Genomic DNA, 15,194 nt, shown 5'->3' with positions numbered 1-15,194 from the left:
AGCACGGGAACGACGACGCGGCCCGGCCCTCCCGCCGGAGGGCCGGGCCGTCCACCGTCGGCCGGAACCGCTGGTTGAGGCCGATCAGTGGGCCTGTGTGAGGGCCGGTCAGTGGGACTCGGTGCTGGACGAGCCGGTGCCGGACTGGTCGCTGTTGCCCGACTGGTCGCTGTTGCCCGACTGGTCACCGTTACCGGACTGGTTGCCGGACTGGTCGGCGCCGCTCTGGTCGCCCGCCGTCGCGGACGGGTCGGCGGTGGCACCGGACTGGTCACCCGCACCGGACCCGTCGCCCGCACCCGACTGGTCGCCGGCACCGGCCTCGTCGCCCGCCGAAGCGGACGGGTCGGCGCTGCCGCCCACCGCGTCGCCGCCCGCCTGGTCCCCCGCACCGGCACCGGCACCGGAGTCGCCGAGGGTGGCGCCGGTGGCCTGGAGGGCGGCGGTGACCGGCTGGAAGAAGGTCTCGCCGCCGCTGGTGCAGTCGCCGCTGCCGCCGGAGGTGAGGCCGACCGCGCCGCCGTCCTGGGTGAACAGGGAGCCACCACTGTCGCCGGCCTCGGCGCAGACGTTGGTCTGGATCAGGCCGTTGACGGTGTCGACGCCGTTGGGATCGGTCTCGCTCTGGAAGTTGACGGTGGCGTCGAGGCCGGTCACCTGGCCGTTGTGCAGACCGGTGGTGGAGCCCATCCGGAACACCGTCTCGCCGACCGTGGCGTCCTGGGCCTGGGTGATCTGGACCGTCTGGCCGTTGCCCGCGTTGACCTCGCTGGGCGCCTGGGTCTGGGCGTCGTTGTACTTCACGAGCGAGAAGTCGCCGTCACCGGGGAAGGTGGCCTGGTCGACGGTGGCGATGGGCTGGCCCGTCTCGGAGTCGGACCAGTCCTTGGCCGCGACACCGCAGTGACCGGCCGTCAGGAAGGCGGGGCTGCCGTCGGAGGCGGTGACGTTGAAGCCGAGGGAGCAGCGGACCGTGCCGTTCTGCACCTGGGAGAAGATGGCGTCGCCGCCGGAGACCTTCGTCTTGAAGGTGCCGGCGGACTTCTTGAGCGTCGCCATGTCGGAGCCGAGGCTCTTGACCGTGGACTCCACCCGGTCCCACTTGGCGCCGGTGACCGAGCTGTCGGCGGTGACGACGACCTTGTTCGTCTTGGGGTCGACCGCCCAGGCGGTGCCCGGGACGGTCGCCTTGGCCTTCAGGGTCTTCGCGGCGGCCTGGAGTTCGGCCGTGCTGTTCTGGACCTGACGGACGGCCGCGCCCGCCTTCTTCGCCTGGGCGATCACGTTGTTGTCGCCGCTGACCACGTTGACGACGAGCTGCTTGCTGTTGCTGTCGTAGTAGGAGCCGGCGAGGGCGTCGCCGAGCACCTTCTGCAACTGCGAAGCGAGATCCGAGGCGTCCGACGCCTTGAGAACCTTGGGGGCGGCGGCGGAGGTGTCACCGGAGGCGCCGTCCTGGGACGCGTTGGCGTTCGGCAGCAGGAAGGCCGCCGCTCCGAGCGCCGCAACGCCGCCCACCGCTATCGCGGCCTTGCGCTTCGGCATTCGCTTGTGACTCAAACTACTCGACCTCCTGGGAACGGGGGGTCTGCCGCTGTGGGGCAGTAGGGCAGTGGATCGTGGGCGCCTGGTTGGCTGTTGGTACGCACGGGGTGCGCGGTGCGTTCAATTGCGATTGCCAAAAACCTTTGCGCGACGGTGAATCGGCCACACGCGGTCGAGTACCGCGTGTCGCCGGGCCGGCCCGGGAACAATCCCTCATATGACGATGACCACCGCCGAAGCCGACAAGATCCTCTCCGCCTCCTTCGCGCCCTGGATCCTCGAACTCGGGCTGACCGTCGAGTCGGTGGGCGAGGACCGCGCGGTCCTGCGTCTGCCCTGGTCAGACCGGTTGGCGCGGGAGGGCGGCGGCCTGTCCGGGCAGGCGCTGATGGCGGCGGCCGACACAGCCACGGTCATCGCGGTGTCGGCGGCGCGCGGCGGCTTCGTGCCCATGACGACGGTCCAGCAGTCGACGTCCTTCCAGCGGGCGGTGACCGGTTCGGATGTCCTGATCGCGGCGGTGCTGACCAGACTGGGCCGCCGGATGGCGTTCGCGGACGTCACGATGACCGACGCCGAGTCGGGCGGACTCGCCGCCCACGCGAGCACGGTGTACGCCCTTCTGGACTGAACACGCTCAGCGACGGACCGGAAACGGTCCGTTCAGATCACTGAGCGGAATCCCTGCTTCAGGGAATCTGCACATCGATTACCCAAGCGGGTCACGGCGTACGGGAGATCTGCACAAGTGCGCGCCCCCGGTCATGCCATTGGCGCGGAGTGCCCGGTTTCGCCGCGGCCGGGGCAAGGACCGTACGCGACGATGCCGTGCGGCATGTGAAGGAGTCGCCGACAAGCCGTGCGCACACCTGCACCGATGGGACCGCCGGGAGGTCAAGTACGCAGGTGAGAAGCGGTGGTTGATTGGAACCGCGCGCCACGTGCGTGCTTTGATCCATCGCACCGCGGGGGCCGCTCAGGGCTTCCGGAACGGGCGTTCGGGTCCCCGCGGTCGCGGCCGTCCATCTGTCCCCAGAGGGGGCCGCTCCCCCCTTGTGAAATATCCATATGAAGGGAAGTTCCACCATGAACTCCACCCCCCAGGTCGAGACCGTCGAGATCTCCGACGCCGAGCTCGACAACGTCTCCGGCGGCCTTTCCGTGAACGCCCTGAACACCGCCACCGGCGCCCTGAACGGCATCGCCCCGGTTTCCGGCGTGGTGGACACGGCCATCGGCACGGTCGAGGGTGTCACCGGCCTGAACACCCAGCCGATCACCGGCCTGGTCGCCGGTCTCTGATCGCATCTCGTTGCCGATGAGTCCCGGAGCCGCCCCCCGGCTCCGGGACTCATCGATGCCGTAACAGTCCCACCCCACAGGTGAGGGATAGTCCCGTGCAGTTCCGCCAACAGGCCCTCGCCAAGCTCCAGTCGCCGGAAGAGCTGGACCTTCCGGTGCGGCTGGCCCGGCCCCAGGGCTGGCTCGCGCTGTCCGTCTCGGTCCTCGCCATGGCGGCCGCCTCCGTCTGGGCGGTGACCGGCTCGGTCGCCTCCACCGTCGGCGCGCCCGCCATCCTCACGCACGCCGAGGGCAGTTACGTGCTCCAGAGCCCGGTCGCCGGCCAGGTCACCGCCGTCCTCGCCAAGCAGGGCGAACGGCTGCGGGCCGACGCGCCCGTCCTGAAGGTCCGCACGGCCCAGGGCGAATCCGTCGTGCGCACGGTCGCCGCCGGCCGCGTCACCGCGCTGGCCGCCACCATCGGGCAGATCATCCAGACCGGCGCGAACGTCGCCGCCGTCGAGAAGGTCGCCCATGCCTCCGACCCGCTGTACGCGACGGTGTACGTCCCCGCCGAGAACGCCGCCTCGGTCCCCGCGCACGCCCCGGTCGACCTGACCGTGTCGTCGGTGTCCACACAGGAGTACGGGGTGCTGCGCGGCCATGTGAAGTCGGTGGACCGCACCGCCCAGTCCGCCCAGTCGATCGCCGCGTTCCTCGGGGACGCCCAGCTGGGCGAGCAGTTCACCAAGAAGGGACGGCCGGTGGCCGTGCTCGTCGAGCTGGACAAGTCCTCGAGCACCAAGAGCGGTTACAAGTGGAGCTCTGCCGGGGGGCCGCCGTACTCGCTCGGCTCCATGACCCTGGCCACGGGTTCGATCCGGCTGGCCGACCAGCGTCCCGTCGATTGGCTGCTCCCGTGACCACCGCCCAGGAAACCCGCGGCCGACGCCGGGCCGCCCCGCCCCGGCGCACGGTCCCCAAGAGCCGGGGCCGGGCCGTCCGCACCCCGACCGTGCTCCAGATGGAGGCCGTCGAGTGCGGCGCCGCCTCCCTCGCCATGGTCCTCGGACACTACGGCCGCCACGTCCCGCTGGAGGAGCTGCGCATCGCCTGCGGCGTCTCCCGCGACGGCTCGCGCGCCAGCAACCTGCTGAAGGCGGCCCGCGGTTACGGCCTGACGGCCAAGGGCATGCAGATGGACCTGGCCGCCCTCGCCGAGGTGCAGGCGCCGGCCATCCTGTTCTGGGAATTCAACCACTACGTCGTCTACGACGGCATGGGCCGCCGCTTCGGCCGCCGCGGGGTGTACGTCAACGACCCCGCCAAGGGCCGCCGTTTCGTTCCCATGGAGGAGTTCGACGGGAGCTTCACCGGGGTCGTCCTGGTGCTGGAACCGGGCGAGGACTTCGTACGGGGCGGGCGCAGGCCCGGCGTCCTCGGTGCGATGCCGGCCCGGCTGCGCGGCACCGCGGGCACGCTGCCCGCGGCCGTCCTGGCGAGCCTGCTGCTGGTGGCGGTCGGCGCGGCGATGCCCGCGCTGAGCCGCACCTACATCGACATGTTCCTGATCGGCGGTCAGACCTCGCTGCTGGGCGTGCTGTTCGCGTCGATGGGCGCGTGCGTGCTGCTGACGGTGGTGCTGACCTGGTTGCAGCAGGCCAATCTGCTGCACGGCCGGATCGTCTCCTCCACCCTCTCCAGCGCCCGCTTCCTGCGCCATCTGCTGCGGCTGCCGGTGACCTTCTTCGCCCAGCGCAGCCCGGCCGACCTGGTGCAGCGCCTCCAGTCCAACGACCAGGTCGCCGAGACCCTGGCCCGCGACCTCGCGGCGGCGGGCGTGGACGCGATCGTGGTCGTGCTGTACGCGGTGCTGCTGTACACCTACGACCCGCAGCTGACGTTCGTCGGCATCGGCGTTGCACTGCTCAACGTGGTGGCGATGCGGTTCGTCGTACGGCTGCGCGCCACCCGCACCGCCAAGCTGCGCGCGGACACCGCGCGGCTGACCAACACCTCCTACACCGGGCTCCAGCTGATCGAGACGATGAAGGCGACCGGCGGCGAGGACGGTTACTTCCGCAGGTGGGCCGGCCAGCACGCCACCACGCTGGAGGAGCAGCAGCGGCTCGGTGTGCCCAGCGCCTGGCTGGGCGTGGTGGCCCCGACGCTCGCCACCCTCAACAGCGCGCTGATTCTCTGGATCGGCGGGATGCGGGCCGTCGAGGGCCATGTCTCGGTCGGTCTGCTGGTGGCCTTCCAGGCGCTGGTCACCCGCTTCACCGCCCCGCTGACCCGGCTCAACGGCGTCGCGGGCCGCATCCAGGACTTCGCGGCCGACGTGGCCCGCCTCAAGGACGTCGAGAACTTCCAGGCCGACCCGCTCTACGCCCGCCCGGGCGGCGGCGACTCCACACGGCGCCTGCGCGGGCACGTCGAGCTGGAGAACATCGCGTTCGGCTACAGCCCCCTCGACAAGCCGTTGCTCACCGGCTTCGACCTCACCGTCGGCCCCGGTCAGCAGGTCGCGCTGGTCGGCGGCTCGGGCAGCGGCAAGTCGACCGTCTCCCGGCTGATCTCGGGGCTGTACACACCCTGGGAGGGCGTGATCCGTATCGACGGGCAGCGGCTGGAGGACATCCCGCGCGGCGCGCTCGCGGCGTCCGTCTCCTTCGTCGACCAGGACGTGTTCCTCTTCGAGGGCTCGGTCCGCGACAACGTGGCCCTGTGGGACCCGTCGATCCCGGACGACGCCGTGGTGGAGGCCCTGCGGGACGCCGACCTGTACGACGTGGTCATGCGCCGTCCCGGTGGCATCCACAGCACGGTGGAGCAGGACGGCCGGAACTTCTCCGGCGGGCAGCGTCAACGCCTGGAGATCGCAAGGGCGTTGGTGCGGCGGCCCAGCATCCTCGTCCTCGACGAGGTGACCAGCGCGCTGGACGCGGAGACCGAGCAGATCGTGATGGACAACCTGCGCCGGCGCGGCTGCGCCTGTGTGGTGATCGCCCACCGGCTGAGCACCGTGCGCGACAGCGACGAGATCGTCGTGCTCCAGCACGGCACGGTCGTCGAACGCGGGCGGCACGCCGAGCTGGTGGGGCGCGGCGGCACGTACGCCGCGCTGGTCAGGGAGCGGTGAGATGACGTCCGTACCCGAAGGCGACCTGGTACTCGGCGCGCTCGGCGCGCTCGGCACACCCGTCGACTGCACCGGCCTGAACCGGCTGGACCTGGAGGGTCCGCAGGTGCTGTGGCTGGTCGCGGCGGGCGCCGTGGACCTGTTCGCGGTGGACGCCGGGCAGCAGGGCCACTGGCACCACCTCGGCCGGCTGGAGGCGGGCTCGCTGCTGCTCGGCCCGGTCCCCGGGCCGCAGCACACCCTGGTCGCCCGTCCGTTGCGCGACTGCGTGGTGCACCGCATCGGGCTGCGCGAGCTGTACCAGCCGGCGTCCACCCAGACCTGGTCGTACGACGAGTACGGCAATCCCCAGTACGTGCCACCGACGACCAGCCCGCTGGAGTACGCCCTCGCGCTCGGCGTCGGCCGCAGCCTGTCGGTCCTCTTCCAGGCGCCGATGGCCGGCGATCCGGCGTCCGGAGACGGGGGTCCCCCCGCGCGCGCTCATTGGAGCGTGGGGGAGGACGAGGACGTCTTCTGGATGCAGGTGCCGCCGGGCAGCGTGCAGTACGGGTCGCTGTACGGCGCCGAGGCCGCCGCCGACCTGCTGATGGACCCTGCCGTGTGGCAGAGCATGGTCGACCAGCAGTACCGGCTGCTGACCACCCTCGACCGGTGGATCGAGCAGCTGGAGCGCACCCACGAGACGCGCACCGCCGCCGGGATCAAGGCCGGTGAGGCGGTCCGCGCGCAGGCCGACCGCACCCTGCTCGCGTCCATCGGCAGGCCCTCGGCCAAGCGCACCACGGCCGCCGACGCCGACGCCGGCTACGCGGCCTGCAAGCTGGTCGCCCAGGCCGCCGGGATCACCCTCGCCGAACCCGCGCAGAGCGGTACCGGCGGGGACCGTCTCGACCCGGTGGACCAGGTGGCCCTGGCGTCCCGGGTGCGCACCAGGGCCGTACGGCTGGACGGCCGCTGGTGGCGGGAGAACGTCGGGCCGCTGGTGGGACACCGGACCCTGTCGGGGGCGCCGGTGGCACTGCTGTGGCGGCGCGGCGGATATGTCGCGGTGCATCCGGCGACGGGCCGGGAGACGCCGATCGAGAAGGCCAACGCCGAGGAGTTCGAGCCGCGCGCGGTGATGTTCTACCGCCCGCTGCCCGAGCGGCGACTCGGCCCGCTCGGGCTGCTCCGGTTCAGCATGCGCGGCACCCGCGGTGACCTCGTGAATCTGCTGCTCGCGGGGCTGGTGACCGTGGCCATCGGCGCGCTGGTGCCGATCGCCACCGGCAAGGTGCTCGGCGAGTACGTGCCCAAGGCCCAGCAGGGGCTGATCGTCCAGGTCTGCCTGGCGGTGATGATCAGCAGTGTGGTGGCGGCCGCGTTCATGCTCCTGGAGAATCTGACCATCCTCCGGCTCGAAGGCCGTATCGAGGCCACGCTCCAGCCGGCCGTCTGGGACCGGCTGCTCCGGCTGCCGACGAAGTTCTTCACCCGGCGCTCGACCGGCGAACTGGCCAGCGCGGCCATGGGCATCAGCGCGATACGCCGGCTGCTCGCGGGCGTCGGCCCGGTGGTCGCCCAGTCGGTGACCGTCGGCGTGATGAACCTCGGCCTGCTGTTCTGGTACAGCGTGCCGATGGCGATGGCGGCGATCGGCATGCTCGTGGTCATCGGCGCCGTGTTCCTGGGGCTCGGCCTGTGGCAGGTGCGCTGGCAGCGGCGTCTGGTGGTGCTCGGCAACAAGCTGAACAACCAGGCGTTCCAGACCCTGCGCGGGCTGCCGAAACTGCGGGTCGCGGCGGCGGAGAACTACGCGTACGCGGCCTGGGCGGGCGAGTTCGCGCGCAGCCGCGAGTTGCAGCAGAGGGTCGGGCGGATCAAGAACCTCACCACGGTGCTGGGCGCGGTGTACCTCCCGGTCTGCACGCTGCTGATGTTCATGCTGCTGGCGGGGCCGGCCAGGGGTGCGATGTCGGCGGCGGCGTTCCTCACCTTCAACACCTCGGTGACCATGCTGCTCACCTCGGTCACCCAGCTGACCGGCGCTTTCGTCTCGGCGGTGGCCGCGCTGCCGCTGTTCGAGGAGATCAGGCCGGTGCTGGAGGCGACCCCCGAGGTGCGCGCCGCGAGCACCCGGCCCGGGCCGCTGTCCGGGGCCGTCGAGGCACGGCGGCTGTCCTTCCGGTACGCCGACGACGGTCCGCTGGTCCTGGACGACGTGTCGTTCGAGGTCCGGCCGGGCGAGTTCGTGGCGGTCGTCGGCCCCAGCGGCTGCGGCAAGTCCACGCTGCTGAGGCTGCTCATCGGCTTCGACAGGCCGGTGTCCGGGAGCGTGCTGTACGACGGCCAGGACCTCGCCGCCCTCGACCAGTCGGCGGTACGGAGGCAGTGCGGGGTGGTGCTCCAGCACGCCCAGCCGTTCACCGGCTCGATCCTGGACGTCATCTGCGGCACCGAGCCCTACACGCCGGAGGAGGCGATGGCGGCGGCGGAGCTGGCGGGGCTCGCGGAGGACATCCAGCGCATGCCGATGGGCCTGCACACGATCGTCTCGGGCAGCGGCGCGATCTCCGGCGGGCAGCGGCAGCGTCTGATGATCGCCCAGGCGCTGATCCGCCGCCCGCGCATCCTGTTCTTCGACGAGGCGACCAGCGCCCTGGACAACGACACCCAGCGCACGGTCATCGACAGCACGCGCAAGCTCAACGCCACCCGGATCGTCATCGCCCACCGCCTGTCCACGGTGCTGGACGCGGACCGGGTGATCGTGATGGAGGACGGCAAGGTCATCCAGCAGGGGCCGCCCGCCGAACTCCTCGCGGACACCGGCGGCCGGCTGCACGAGCTGGTGCGGCGGCAGCTGGCCTGAGCGGTCAGTCGAGGCCGGGCACGGGCGCGCCGGAGGGGAACCCGGCCTCGACGTAGCCGTCGTAGAAGTCCTTCCACAGCACGCCCGGCCCGGCGTGCGGTCCCCCGGCCCCCTGTCCTCTCGCCCTGGCGTCCAGCGCGGTCAGGCAGACCTCCCAGCCGGCGGCGTTGCGGGCGGCGGTGTCCGCGGCGGCCAGGACGTCGGTGAGGGTGAGGCCGGTGCGGCCGTCGCCGGCGTCCTCGAGGTCAAAACGCAGTTCGTCACCGCCCCACTCGAAGGACAGGTGCCGGGGCGGGTCCACGGCGATCACCCGTCCCGTCGACGCGGGCATGTTCGGATCGCCGCTGAACCGGATGGTGCCGCCGGGGCGCAGCTCCATCTCGGCGCGGGAGGGGAACCACTGCGCGAGTTCGCCGGGGTCGGTCACGAAACGCCAGACCTGGTCCGCCGGGTGGTCGTAGGTGCGCTGGAAGCGGACGGCCGGGCGGCCGTCGTCCAGTGTGAGCCGGGTTCCGGTGAGTTCGGCGGACATGGCGGATCACTCCTTCGAGGCTCAGCGAAACTTTGCCGTTTCGCAGAATCTGGTCTAGCCTCTGGCAAGTAGGTGTACGAAACCGTTTCGTTTACTGCCTCTTTGCCCGAAGCTCCGAACGACTTCCCTGGAGTGGTTCCCCGATGTCGCAGAAGACACTGAAAGACGAAGCCCGGCCGGGCGCCGCCGAGGCGTCGCCCGGCGGTTCGCCGAAGCGGTGGTGGATCCTCGCGGTCGTCGCCCTCGCACAGCTGATGGTGGTCCTCGACGCCACCATCGTGAACATCGCCCTGCCCTCGGCCCAGGCCGACCTCGGCTTCTCCGACGGCAACCGGCAGTGGATCGTGACCGCGTACGCGCTGGCGTTCGCCTCGCTGCTGCTGCTCGGCGGCCGGATCGCGGACCTGTTCGGCCGCAAGACGGCCTTCCTCATAGGTGTCGTCGGTTTCGCCGCCGTCTCCGCGCTCGGCGGTGCGGCGAACGGCTTCGCCATGCTGGTCACGGCGCGCGCCCTTCAGGGCGCCTTCGGCGCGCTCCTCGCCCCGGCCGCGCTGTCGCTGCTCAACACCACGTTCACCGACGCCCGGGAGCGGGCGCGGGCGTTCAGCGTGTACGGCGCGATCGCCGGCGCCGGCGGCGCGGTGGGCCTGCTGCTCGGCGGTGTGCTGACCGACGCGCTCGACTGGCGCTGGACGCTGTACGTCAACGTGGCCATCGCGGTCCTCGCCTTCGCCGGCGGCCAGGCCCTGCTGGCCAACCACCGGGACGCGGCGAACTCCAAGCTCGACGTGCCGGGCACGATCCTGGTCGCCTCGGGCCTCTTCTCACTGGTGTACGGCTTCTCCAACGCGGAGACCCACGACTGGGGCTCTCCGCTGACCTGGGGCTTCCTGATCGCGGGCACGGCGCTCCTGACGGCCTTCGCCTGGTGGCAGACCCGGGCCGAGCACCCGCTGCTGCCGCTGCGCATCCTGACCGACCGCAACCGGGCGGCCTCCTTCCTCGCCGTACTGATCTCCGGCGCGGGCATGTTCGGGGTGTTCCTGTTCCTGACCTACTACCTCCAGCTGAACCTGGGCTTCAGCCCCACCAAGACGGGCGTGGCCTTCCTGCCGATGGTCGGCGCGCTGATGGTGACGGCCCAGCTCGGTACGACCGTCCTGGTGCCGCGGCTCGGCCCGAAGGCGGTCGTCCCGCTGGGCTTCGCGGTCGCCGCGGCCGGCATGGCCTGGCTGACCGGCATCGGGGTCGGCTCGCACTACCTGAGCGCGGTGCTGCCGCAGCTGGTCGTGACCGGCGTCGGTCTCGGCCTGGTCATGCCGCCCGCCATGCAGCTGGCCACCGGCGGGGTGGCGGCCGAGGACGCGGGCGTCGCCTCCGCCACGGTCAACGCCATGCAGCAGGTGGGCGGCTCGGTCGGCACGGCGCTGCTGAACACCCTCGCGGCGAGCGCCGCGACCGACTACCTGTCCGGCCGGGACGCCACCAGCAAGCTGGTCCAGGCCCAGGCGACCATCGAGAGCTACACCACCGCCTTCTGGTGGTCGGCCGGCCTCTTCGCCGCGGGCGCGCTGATCTGCTTCCTCGTCTTCCGGCGGGGAGTGCCGCAGCAGGACGCGGACGCCGCACCGGTCGTCCACATGTGAGTGCGACCAGTTCCGTCCGAGGGGCCGCCGTCCGCAGGGAGACGGCGGCCCCCTCGCATGCCCGGGGTGGCCGTATGCGTTCCCTCCCGCACGCGGCGAAGGGCATGGGACGGCCGCAGCGGGTACTTGCCAGACCATGCGGATCAGTGTGGTGGACGTGGGCTCGAACACGGTGCGGCTCGTGGTGGCGGACGCGGAGGGCGGGGTGCCGCTGCCGGTGCACACCGCCAAGTGGCGGCTGCGGCTGTCGGAGCAGGTCGAGCCCGGGGGACGTATCCCCGACGATGCCGTGGAGCAACTGGTGGAAGCGGTGGCCGCGGCGAGCAGGACCGCCGCCAAGTGGGGGGCGGCGGGGCCGCTGGCCTTCGCCACCGCCGTGGTGCGCTCGGCGCCGAACCGGGCGGAGGTCCTGCGGGCCGTCCGCACGGGCACGGGTGTCGACCTGTGCACCCTGCCCGGCGAGGTCGAGGCCGAGCTGACCTTCCTCGCCGCCCGGCGCTGGCTGGGCTGGCAGGCCGGCCCGCTGGCGGTGGTGGACATCGGCGGCGGCTCGCTCGAGGTCGCCTTCGGTCGCGGCCGGCTGCCGGACTTCGTGGCCTCGCTGCCGCTCGGGGCGGGGCGGCTGACCCGTGAGTTCTTCGAGGACGAGGACCCTCCCTCGGCCGAGCGGCTGCGCGCGCTGCGGCGCAAGGTCCGCCACCAGCTGCGGGACGTGGCCGCCCGGATCCGCTGGGAGGGCCCGCGCTCCGCGGTGGCCACCTCACGCACCTTCCAGCAGCTGGGACGGCTGTGCGGTGCCCCGCCGGGACGGCACGGCCCGTTCGTGCAGCGGATGCTGCACCGTTCCGACCTGCGCGACGCGGTCGGCCGGCTGGCCGCCCTGCCCACCGCCGAGCGCGCCCACCTGCCCGGCATCTCCGCGCCGCGCGCCGCGCAGAGCCTGGCCGGGGCGGTGGTCGGCCACACCGTGATGAAGCTGACCGGTCTCGGCGAGGTCGCCCTCTGCCCGTGGGCGATCCGCGAGGGCGTCCTGCTGCGGCGTATCGAGGACGGCCCGGCCTGGTGGGCGGAGACCACCCGGCGCTCCGAGGAACCCCCGCCCCCCGACCCGGTGCCCCTGCGCGTCGCGGGCAGCGCGAACTGAGCCGGCGTACGGAAGACGGAAGACGGATAACGAGGGACGGAAAGGAGACAGTCATGTCCGAGTCCGAGAACCGCGACGATCACCCCCGGACGGCCGTGGAGGAGGTCTTCCACGAGGCCGCCCGCGCCGAGAAGCGTCCCACTGACCCCGCCCGCGGCGACAAGCGCCGAGGCGAGGCGGCGGAGGCCATCACCCCCAGCACACGGGCCGAGGAGGAGTCGCAGGGGGAGTGACCGCCGGGCCCGGCGCCGGGGTCGAGAAGTCGGCAGGTCCGGGAGGGGCCGTCGAGTCGCGCAGCCTGGAGGCGCACGCGATGACCGGGCCGATGGCCCGGGCCTGCCGCTCGTCCGCGACGGAGACGCGGGAGTGATGGGGACCGGCGACGGGGACCGGTAACGGGGACCACCCGGCCCGCCGTCATCGGTTCACGCCCGGCTCGCCGTCATCGGATCGGCGCGCCTCGACCGGCCGGCCGGCTGGTCACCCGCGTGGCCGGGCCCCGCCCGGGTACCCGCCCGGGCATGGAACAGCACCGTCAGGGACCCGTCCTGCCCGCCGCTCGCGGCCCGGTCTCCGCGGCGGTCGGGGAGTACCTGCTCGGCTCCGGCCCGCCACCGGCCGAGGAGACGATCGCGGCGGCGGACGTGTACGGCGACGACCTCCAACTCGCCCTCTACTGCTGCTACGAGCTGCACTACCGCGGCTTCGCGGGCGTGGCCCCGGACCGCGAGTGGGACCCCGATCTGCTGCGCGCCCGGGCGGTGATGGAGCGGCGTTTCCTCTGCGCGCTGCGCGCCGGCACCCCGGTCCACGACAGCCTCGACGACGCCCTCGCGGACATCCTCGTGGAACCCGTCGACGGCACGGGCGTCAGCCACTACCTGCGCGACAAGGGGGAACTGTGGCAGCTGCGGGAGTACGCGGCCCAGCGCTCCCTGTACCACCTGAAGGAGGCCGACCCGCACGCCTGGGTCCTGCCGCGCCTGTGGGGCCGGGCCAAGGCGGCGATGGCCGCCGTGGAGTTCGACGAGTACGGCGGCGGCCGTGCCGACCGGGTACACGCCCGCCTGTTCGCCGATCTGATGGCGGACCTGGGGCTGGACACCACGTACGGCCGCTATCTGGACGCGGCGACGGCCGAGGTGCTGGCGACGGTGAACCTGATGTCCCTCTTCGGCCTGCACCGGGAGCTGCGCGGAGCCCTGGTGGGCCACTTCGCCGCGGTGGAGATCACCTCCTCCCCCGGCTCCCGGCGGCTGGCCGAGGCGATGCGCCGCACGGGCGCCGGGCCGGCCGCGGAGTTCTTCTACGACGAGCACGTGGAGGCGGACGCGGTGCACGAGCAGGTGGTGCGCCACGACGTCATCGGCGGACTGCTCGATCAGGAGCCGGAGCTGGCGGCGGACATCGCCTTCGGCGTCGACGCGACCGGCTACCTGGAGGAGCGTCTCGCCCGCCGGCTGCTGGACGCCTGGCGCGCGGGACGGTCCTCGCTGCGCATGCCGCTGCCGCTGCCGCAGTCGCAGTCGCAGTCGCAGTCGCAGTCGCAGTCGCAGTCGCGGGAAATGCACCATATCCCCTGAATATGGGGGTACCCGCGCCCCGTGAACTCACTGGTATTTCCGGGCGTGTACGCGCCTCAGGACGACACCGAGCTGCTGGCCGAAGCCCTGTCCGAGGAGCCGCTGGAAGCGGGTGCCCGCGTGCTGGACGTGGGCACCGGCAGCGGCGCCCTGGCCCTGGTCGCCGCCCGGCGGGGCGCCGAGGTGACCGCGGTGGACGTGTCCCGGCGGGCGGTGTGGACGGCCCGGCTCAACGCGTGGCTGGCGCGGCTTCCGGTGCGCATCCGGCGCGGGAACCTCTTCGGGCCCGTGCGCGGACGGTCGTTCGACGTGATCCTGGCCAACCCGCCGTACGTACCGTCGCCCGACGCCCGGCCCGAGCCCCGCGGCCGGTCCCGGGCCTGGGACGCGGGCCACGACGGCCGCCTGATCCTGGACCGCGTCTGCCGGGACGCCCCCGCGCTCCTGTGCCCCGGCGGGGTGCTGCTGATCGTCCATTCCGCGCTGAGCGGCCCCGAGCGCACCCTGGAGCTGCTGCGCGGAGCCGGGCTCAAGGCCGCGGTGATCCGCCGCCGCTGGATCGACTTCGGGCCGGTGCTGCGGGCCAGGCGCGGCTGGCTGCGGGAGCGGGGGCTGCTGTCGGCGGCCGACGAGAAGGAAGAGCTGGTGGTCATCCGTGCCGAACGTGTCCCCTGACGCCCCTGACGCTGACGTCCCTGACGCTGACGGCCCGGAGGCGCGGCGCCCCGTCCCGCCCCGGCGCGTCACCATGCAGCGGCGGGGTCCGATCCTCGTCGACGGTCCGGTGGAGGTCGAGCTGGAGGACGGCACCACGGTGTCCTCGGACCGGTTCCGCGTGGCCCTGTGCACCTGCCGGCGCAGCCGTTGCTATCCCTGGTGCGACACCAGTCACCGGCGCAGGACCTGAGTCAACTACACGGGCAGAGATTCACTCGATCGAGGGGATTTGATCTTTCGGGCCGTCTCGCGGGGATGCCTGCGCGCCCTTGGGGGTAACTACCCGGATCCAAGGCGCCGGGCGACCTGGAGCGAATATGACGCCGGAAGCCGACGACCTCGACCCACGAGTCCCGCCGGAGGCGCCGGCGGCCAATCCGTGCGCCCGCACCCGGCGCGGCGGGCCGTTCACCGTCGTGGTGGCCTCGGGCGAGATCGACATCGCGACGGCGCACCTGCTGGCCGAGCATCTCGACGCCGCGACCGCGGGGCCGGAGCCGGATGTTCTGGTGGACCTGCGGTCCGTGGAGTTCTTCGACTGCTCGGGGCTTCGGGTGCTGTGCCGGGCCGAGTCCCGGGCCAGGGAGCGCGGTGGGCGGCTGCGCCTGGTCTGTGAGGGGCCGCGGCTGCCCCGGCTGCTGCGCGTCGGGGGGTTACTGGGGCGTTTTCCGCCGCTTCCCGGAGTGCCCCATGACGGGCAGCCCGGGAAGCGGCCGTGAAACCGGGGGGCGGCGGGCGGCCCCACTCCGC

15 protein-coding genes are annotated in these 15,194 nt (G+C 72.4%); 13 read left to right on the top strand and 2 right to left on the bottom strand.

Annotated features, from left to right (window positions below; genetic code table 11):
* Nucleotides 1-108: 108 nt before the first annotated feature.
* Complete coding sequence (locus tag ACWGJM_RS24775; RefSeq protein WP_453414000.1) at nt 109-1,545, bottom strand: S1 family peptidase; 1,437 nt, start codon at nt 1,543-1,545, stop codon at nt 109-111.
* 217 nt (nt 1,546-1,762) lie between these two features.
* Between ACWGJM_RS24775 and ACWGJM_RS24770 the strand changes: the two genes are divergently transcribed.
* The 5 genes from ACWGJM_RS24770 to ACWGJM_RS24750 all read left to right on the top strand — a co-directional run bounded on the left by ACWGJM_RS24770 (nt 1,763) and on the right by ACWGJM_RS24750 (nt 8,822).
* Nucleotides 1,763-2,176: a PaaI family thioesterase gene (locus tag ACWGJM_RS24770; RefSeq protein WP_453413876.1), complete on the top strand. Its 414-nt coding sequence runs from the start codon at nt 1,763-1,765 to the stop codon at nt 2,174-2,176.
* A 455-nt stretch (nt 2,177-2,631) separates the two neighbouring features.
* Entirely contained in the window at nt 2,632-2,847 is a 216-nt protein-coding gene (locus ACWGJM_RS24765) for a type A2 lantipeptide (RefSeq protein ID WP_453413875.1), read from the top strand.
* A gap of 95 nt (nt 2,848-2,942) precedes the next feature.
* Nucleotides 2,943-3,749 (top strand): HlyD family efflux transporter periplasmic adaptor subunit, encoded by an 807-nt coding sequence (locus ACWGJM_RS24760; protein WP_453413874.1) that lies wholly within the window; start codon nt 2,943-2,945, stop codon nt 3,747-3,749.
* Nucleotides 3,746-5,968, top strand: a complete 2,223-nt coding sequence (locus ACWGJM_RS24755; protein ID WP_453413873.1) for an NHLP family bacteriocin export ABC transporter peptidase/permease/ATPase subunit — start codon at nt 3,746-3,748, stop codon at nt 5,966-5,968. Before ACWGJM_RS24760 ends, ACWGJM_RS24755 begins: the two co-directional genes overlap by 4 nt.
* Nucleotide 5,969: 1 nt before the next feature.
* The gene (locus ACWGJM_RS24750; protein WP_453413872.1) at nt 5,970-8,822 is read left to right on the top strand and encodes an NHLP bacteriocin export ABC transporter permease/ATPase subunit; all 2,853 of its coding nucleotides are present in this window, start codon (nt 5,970-5,972) and stop codon (nt 8,820-8,822) included.
* Between the two features lie 4 nt (nt 8,823-8,826).
* Here the strand turns inward: ACWGJM_RS24750 and ACWGJM_RS24745 are convergent, their stop codons facing one another.
* A complete protein-coding gene (locus tag ACWGJM_RS24745) occupies nt 8,827-9,354 on the bottom strand; it encodes an SRPBCC family protein (protein WP_453413871.1) in 528 nt (175 codons plus the stop codon).
* Nucleotides 9,355-9,497: 143 nt separating this feature from the next.
* On the opposite strand from ACWGJM_RS24745, the gene ACWGJM_RS24740 reads away from it, so the two are divergent.
* From ACWGJM_RS24740 to ACWGJM_RS24705, 8 genes are all read left to right on the top strand, one after another.
* Nucleotides 9,498-11,000, top strand: coding sequence for an MFS transporter (locus tag ACWGJM_RS24740; protein ID WP_453413870.1), 1,503 nt, complete (start codon nt 9,498-9,500; stop codon nt 10,998-11,000).
* A gap of 136 nt (nt 11,001-11,136) precedes the next feature.
* A complete protein-coding gene (locus ACWGJM_RS24735) occupies nt 11,137-12,144 on the top strand; it encodes a Ppx/GppA phosphatase family protein (protein WP_453413869.1) in 1,008 nt (335 codons plus the stop codon).
* 53 nt (nt 12,145-12,197) lie between these two features.
* Nucleotides 12,198-12,377 carry a hypothetical protein gene (locus ACWGJM_RS24730; RefSeq protein ID WP_453413868.1) on the top strand — a complete coding sequence of 60 codons (180 nt, stop codon included), beginning with the start codon at nt 12,198-12,200 and terminating at the stop codon, nt 12,375-12,377.
* Complete coding sequence (locus ACWGJM_RS24725; protein ID WP_453413867.1) at nt 12,374-12,514, top strand: hypothetical protein; 141 nt, start codon at nt 12,374-12,376, stop codon at nt 12,512-12,514. The genes ACWGJM_RS24730 and ACWGJM_RS24725 overlap by 4 nt, the downstream gene beginning before the upstream one ends.
* Before the next feature lie 151 nt (nt 12,515-12,665).
* Nucleotides 12,666-13,727, top strand: coding sequence for an iron-containing redox enzyme family protein (locus tag ACWGJM_RS24720; RefSeq protein ID WP_453413866.1), 1,062 nt, complete (start codon nt 12,666-12,668; stop codon nt 13,725-13,727).
* Between the two features lie 21 nt (nt 13,728-13,748).
* On the top strand, nt 13,749-14,402 hold the full coding sequence (locus ACWGJM_RS24715; protein ID WP_453413865.1) for a HemK2/MTQ2 family protein methyltransferase: 654 nt from the start codon (nt 13,749-13,751) through the stop codon (nt 14,400-14,402).
* A 73-nt stretch (nt 14,403-14,475) separates the two neighbouring features.
* A complete protein-coding gene (locus tag ACWGJM_RS24710; RefSeq protein ID WP_453413864.1) occupies nt 14,476-14,634 on the top strand; it encodes a CDGSH iron-sulfur domain-containing protein in 159 nt (52 codons plus the stop codon).
* Between the two features lie 127 nt (nt 14,635-14,761).
* Complete coding sequence (locus tag ACWGJM_RS24705; RefSeq protein WP_453413863.1) at nt 14,762-15,163, top strand: STAS domain-containing protein; 402 nt, start codon at nt 14,762-14,764, stop codon at nt 15,161-15,163.
* Nucleotides 15,164-15,194 lie beyond the last annotated feature (31 nt).

The sequence above is a fragment of the Streptomyces sp. NPDC054834 genome, from assembly GCF_053611185.1.
The sequence above is the reverse complement of the archived record's forward strand: the minus strand, read 5'-3'. Positions and strand labels throughout refer to the sequence as shown.

Excerpts from the sequence above, each read along its gene's own strand:
- ACWGJM_RS24735 (WP_453413869.1), top strand. The coding sequence starts at position 11,137 with ATGCGGATCAGTGTGGTGGACGTGGGCTCGAACACGGTGCGGCTCGTG.
- ACWGJM_RS24720 (WP_453413866.1), top strand. The coding sequence starts at position 12,666 with ATGGAACAGCACCGTCAGGGACCCGTCCTGCCCGCCGCTCGCGGCCCG.
- ACWGJM_RS24770 (WP_453413876.1), top strand. The coding sequence starts at position 1,763 with ATGACGATGACCACCGCCGAAGCCGACAAGATCCTCTCCGCCTCCTTC.
- ACWGJM_RS24710 (WP_453413864.1), top strand. The coding sequence starts at position 14,476 with ATGCAGCGGCGGGGTCCGATCCTCGTCGACGGTCCGGTGGAGGTCGAG.
- ACWGJM_RS24740 (WP_453413870.1), top strand. The coding sequence starts at position 9,498 with ATGTCGCAGAAGACACTGAAAGACGAAGCCCGGCCGGGCGCCGCCGAG.
- ACWGJM_RS24745 (WP_453413871.1), bottom strand. The coding sequence starts at position 9,354 with ATGTCCGCCGAACTCACCGGAACCCGGCTCACACTGGACGACGGCCGC.
- ACWGJM_RS24750 (WP_453413872.1), top strand. The coding sequence starts at position 5,970 with ATGACGTCCGTACCCGAAGGCGACCTGGTACTCGGCGCGCTCGGCGCG.
- ACWGJM_RS24765 (WP_453413875.1), top strand. The coding sequence starts at position 2,632 with ATGAACTCCACCCCCCAGGTCGAGACCGTCGAGATCTCCGACGCCGAG.
- ACWGJM_RS24730 (WP_453413868.1), top strand. The coding sequence starts at position 12,198 with ATGTCCGAGTCCGAGAACCGCGACGATCACCCCCGGACGGCCGTGGAG.
- ACWGJM_RS24775 (WP_453414000.1), bottom strand. The coding sequence starts at position 1,545 with ATGCCGAAGCGCAAGGCCGCGATAGCGGTGGGCGGCGTTGCGGCGCTC.
- ACWGJM_RS24705 (WP_453413863.1), top strand. The coding sequence starts at position 14,762 with ATGACGCCGGAAGCCGACGACCTCGACCCACGAGTCCCGCCGGAGGCG.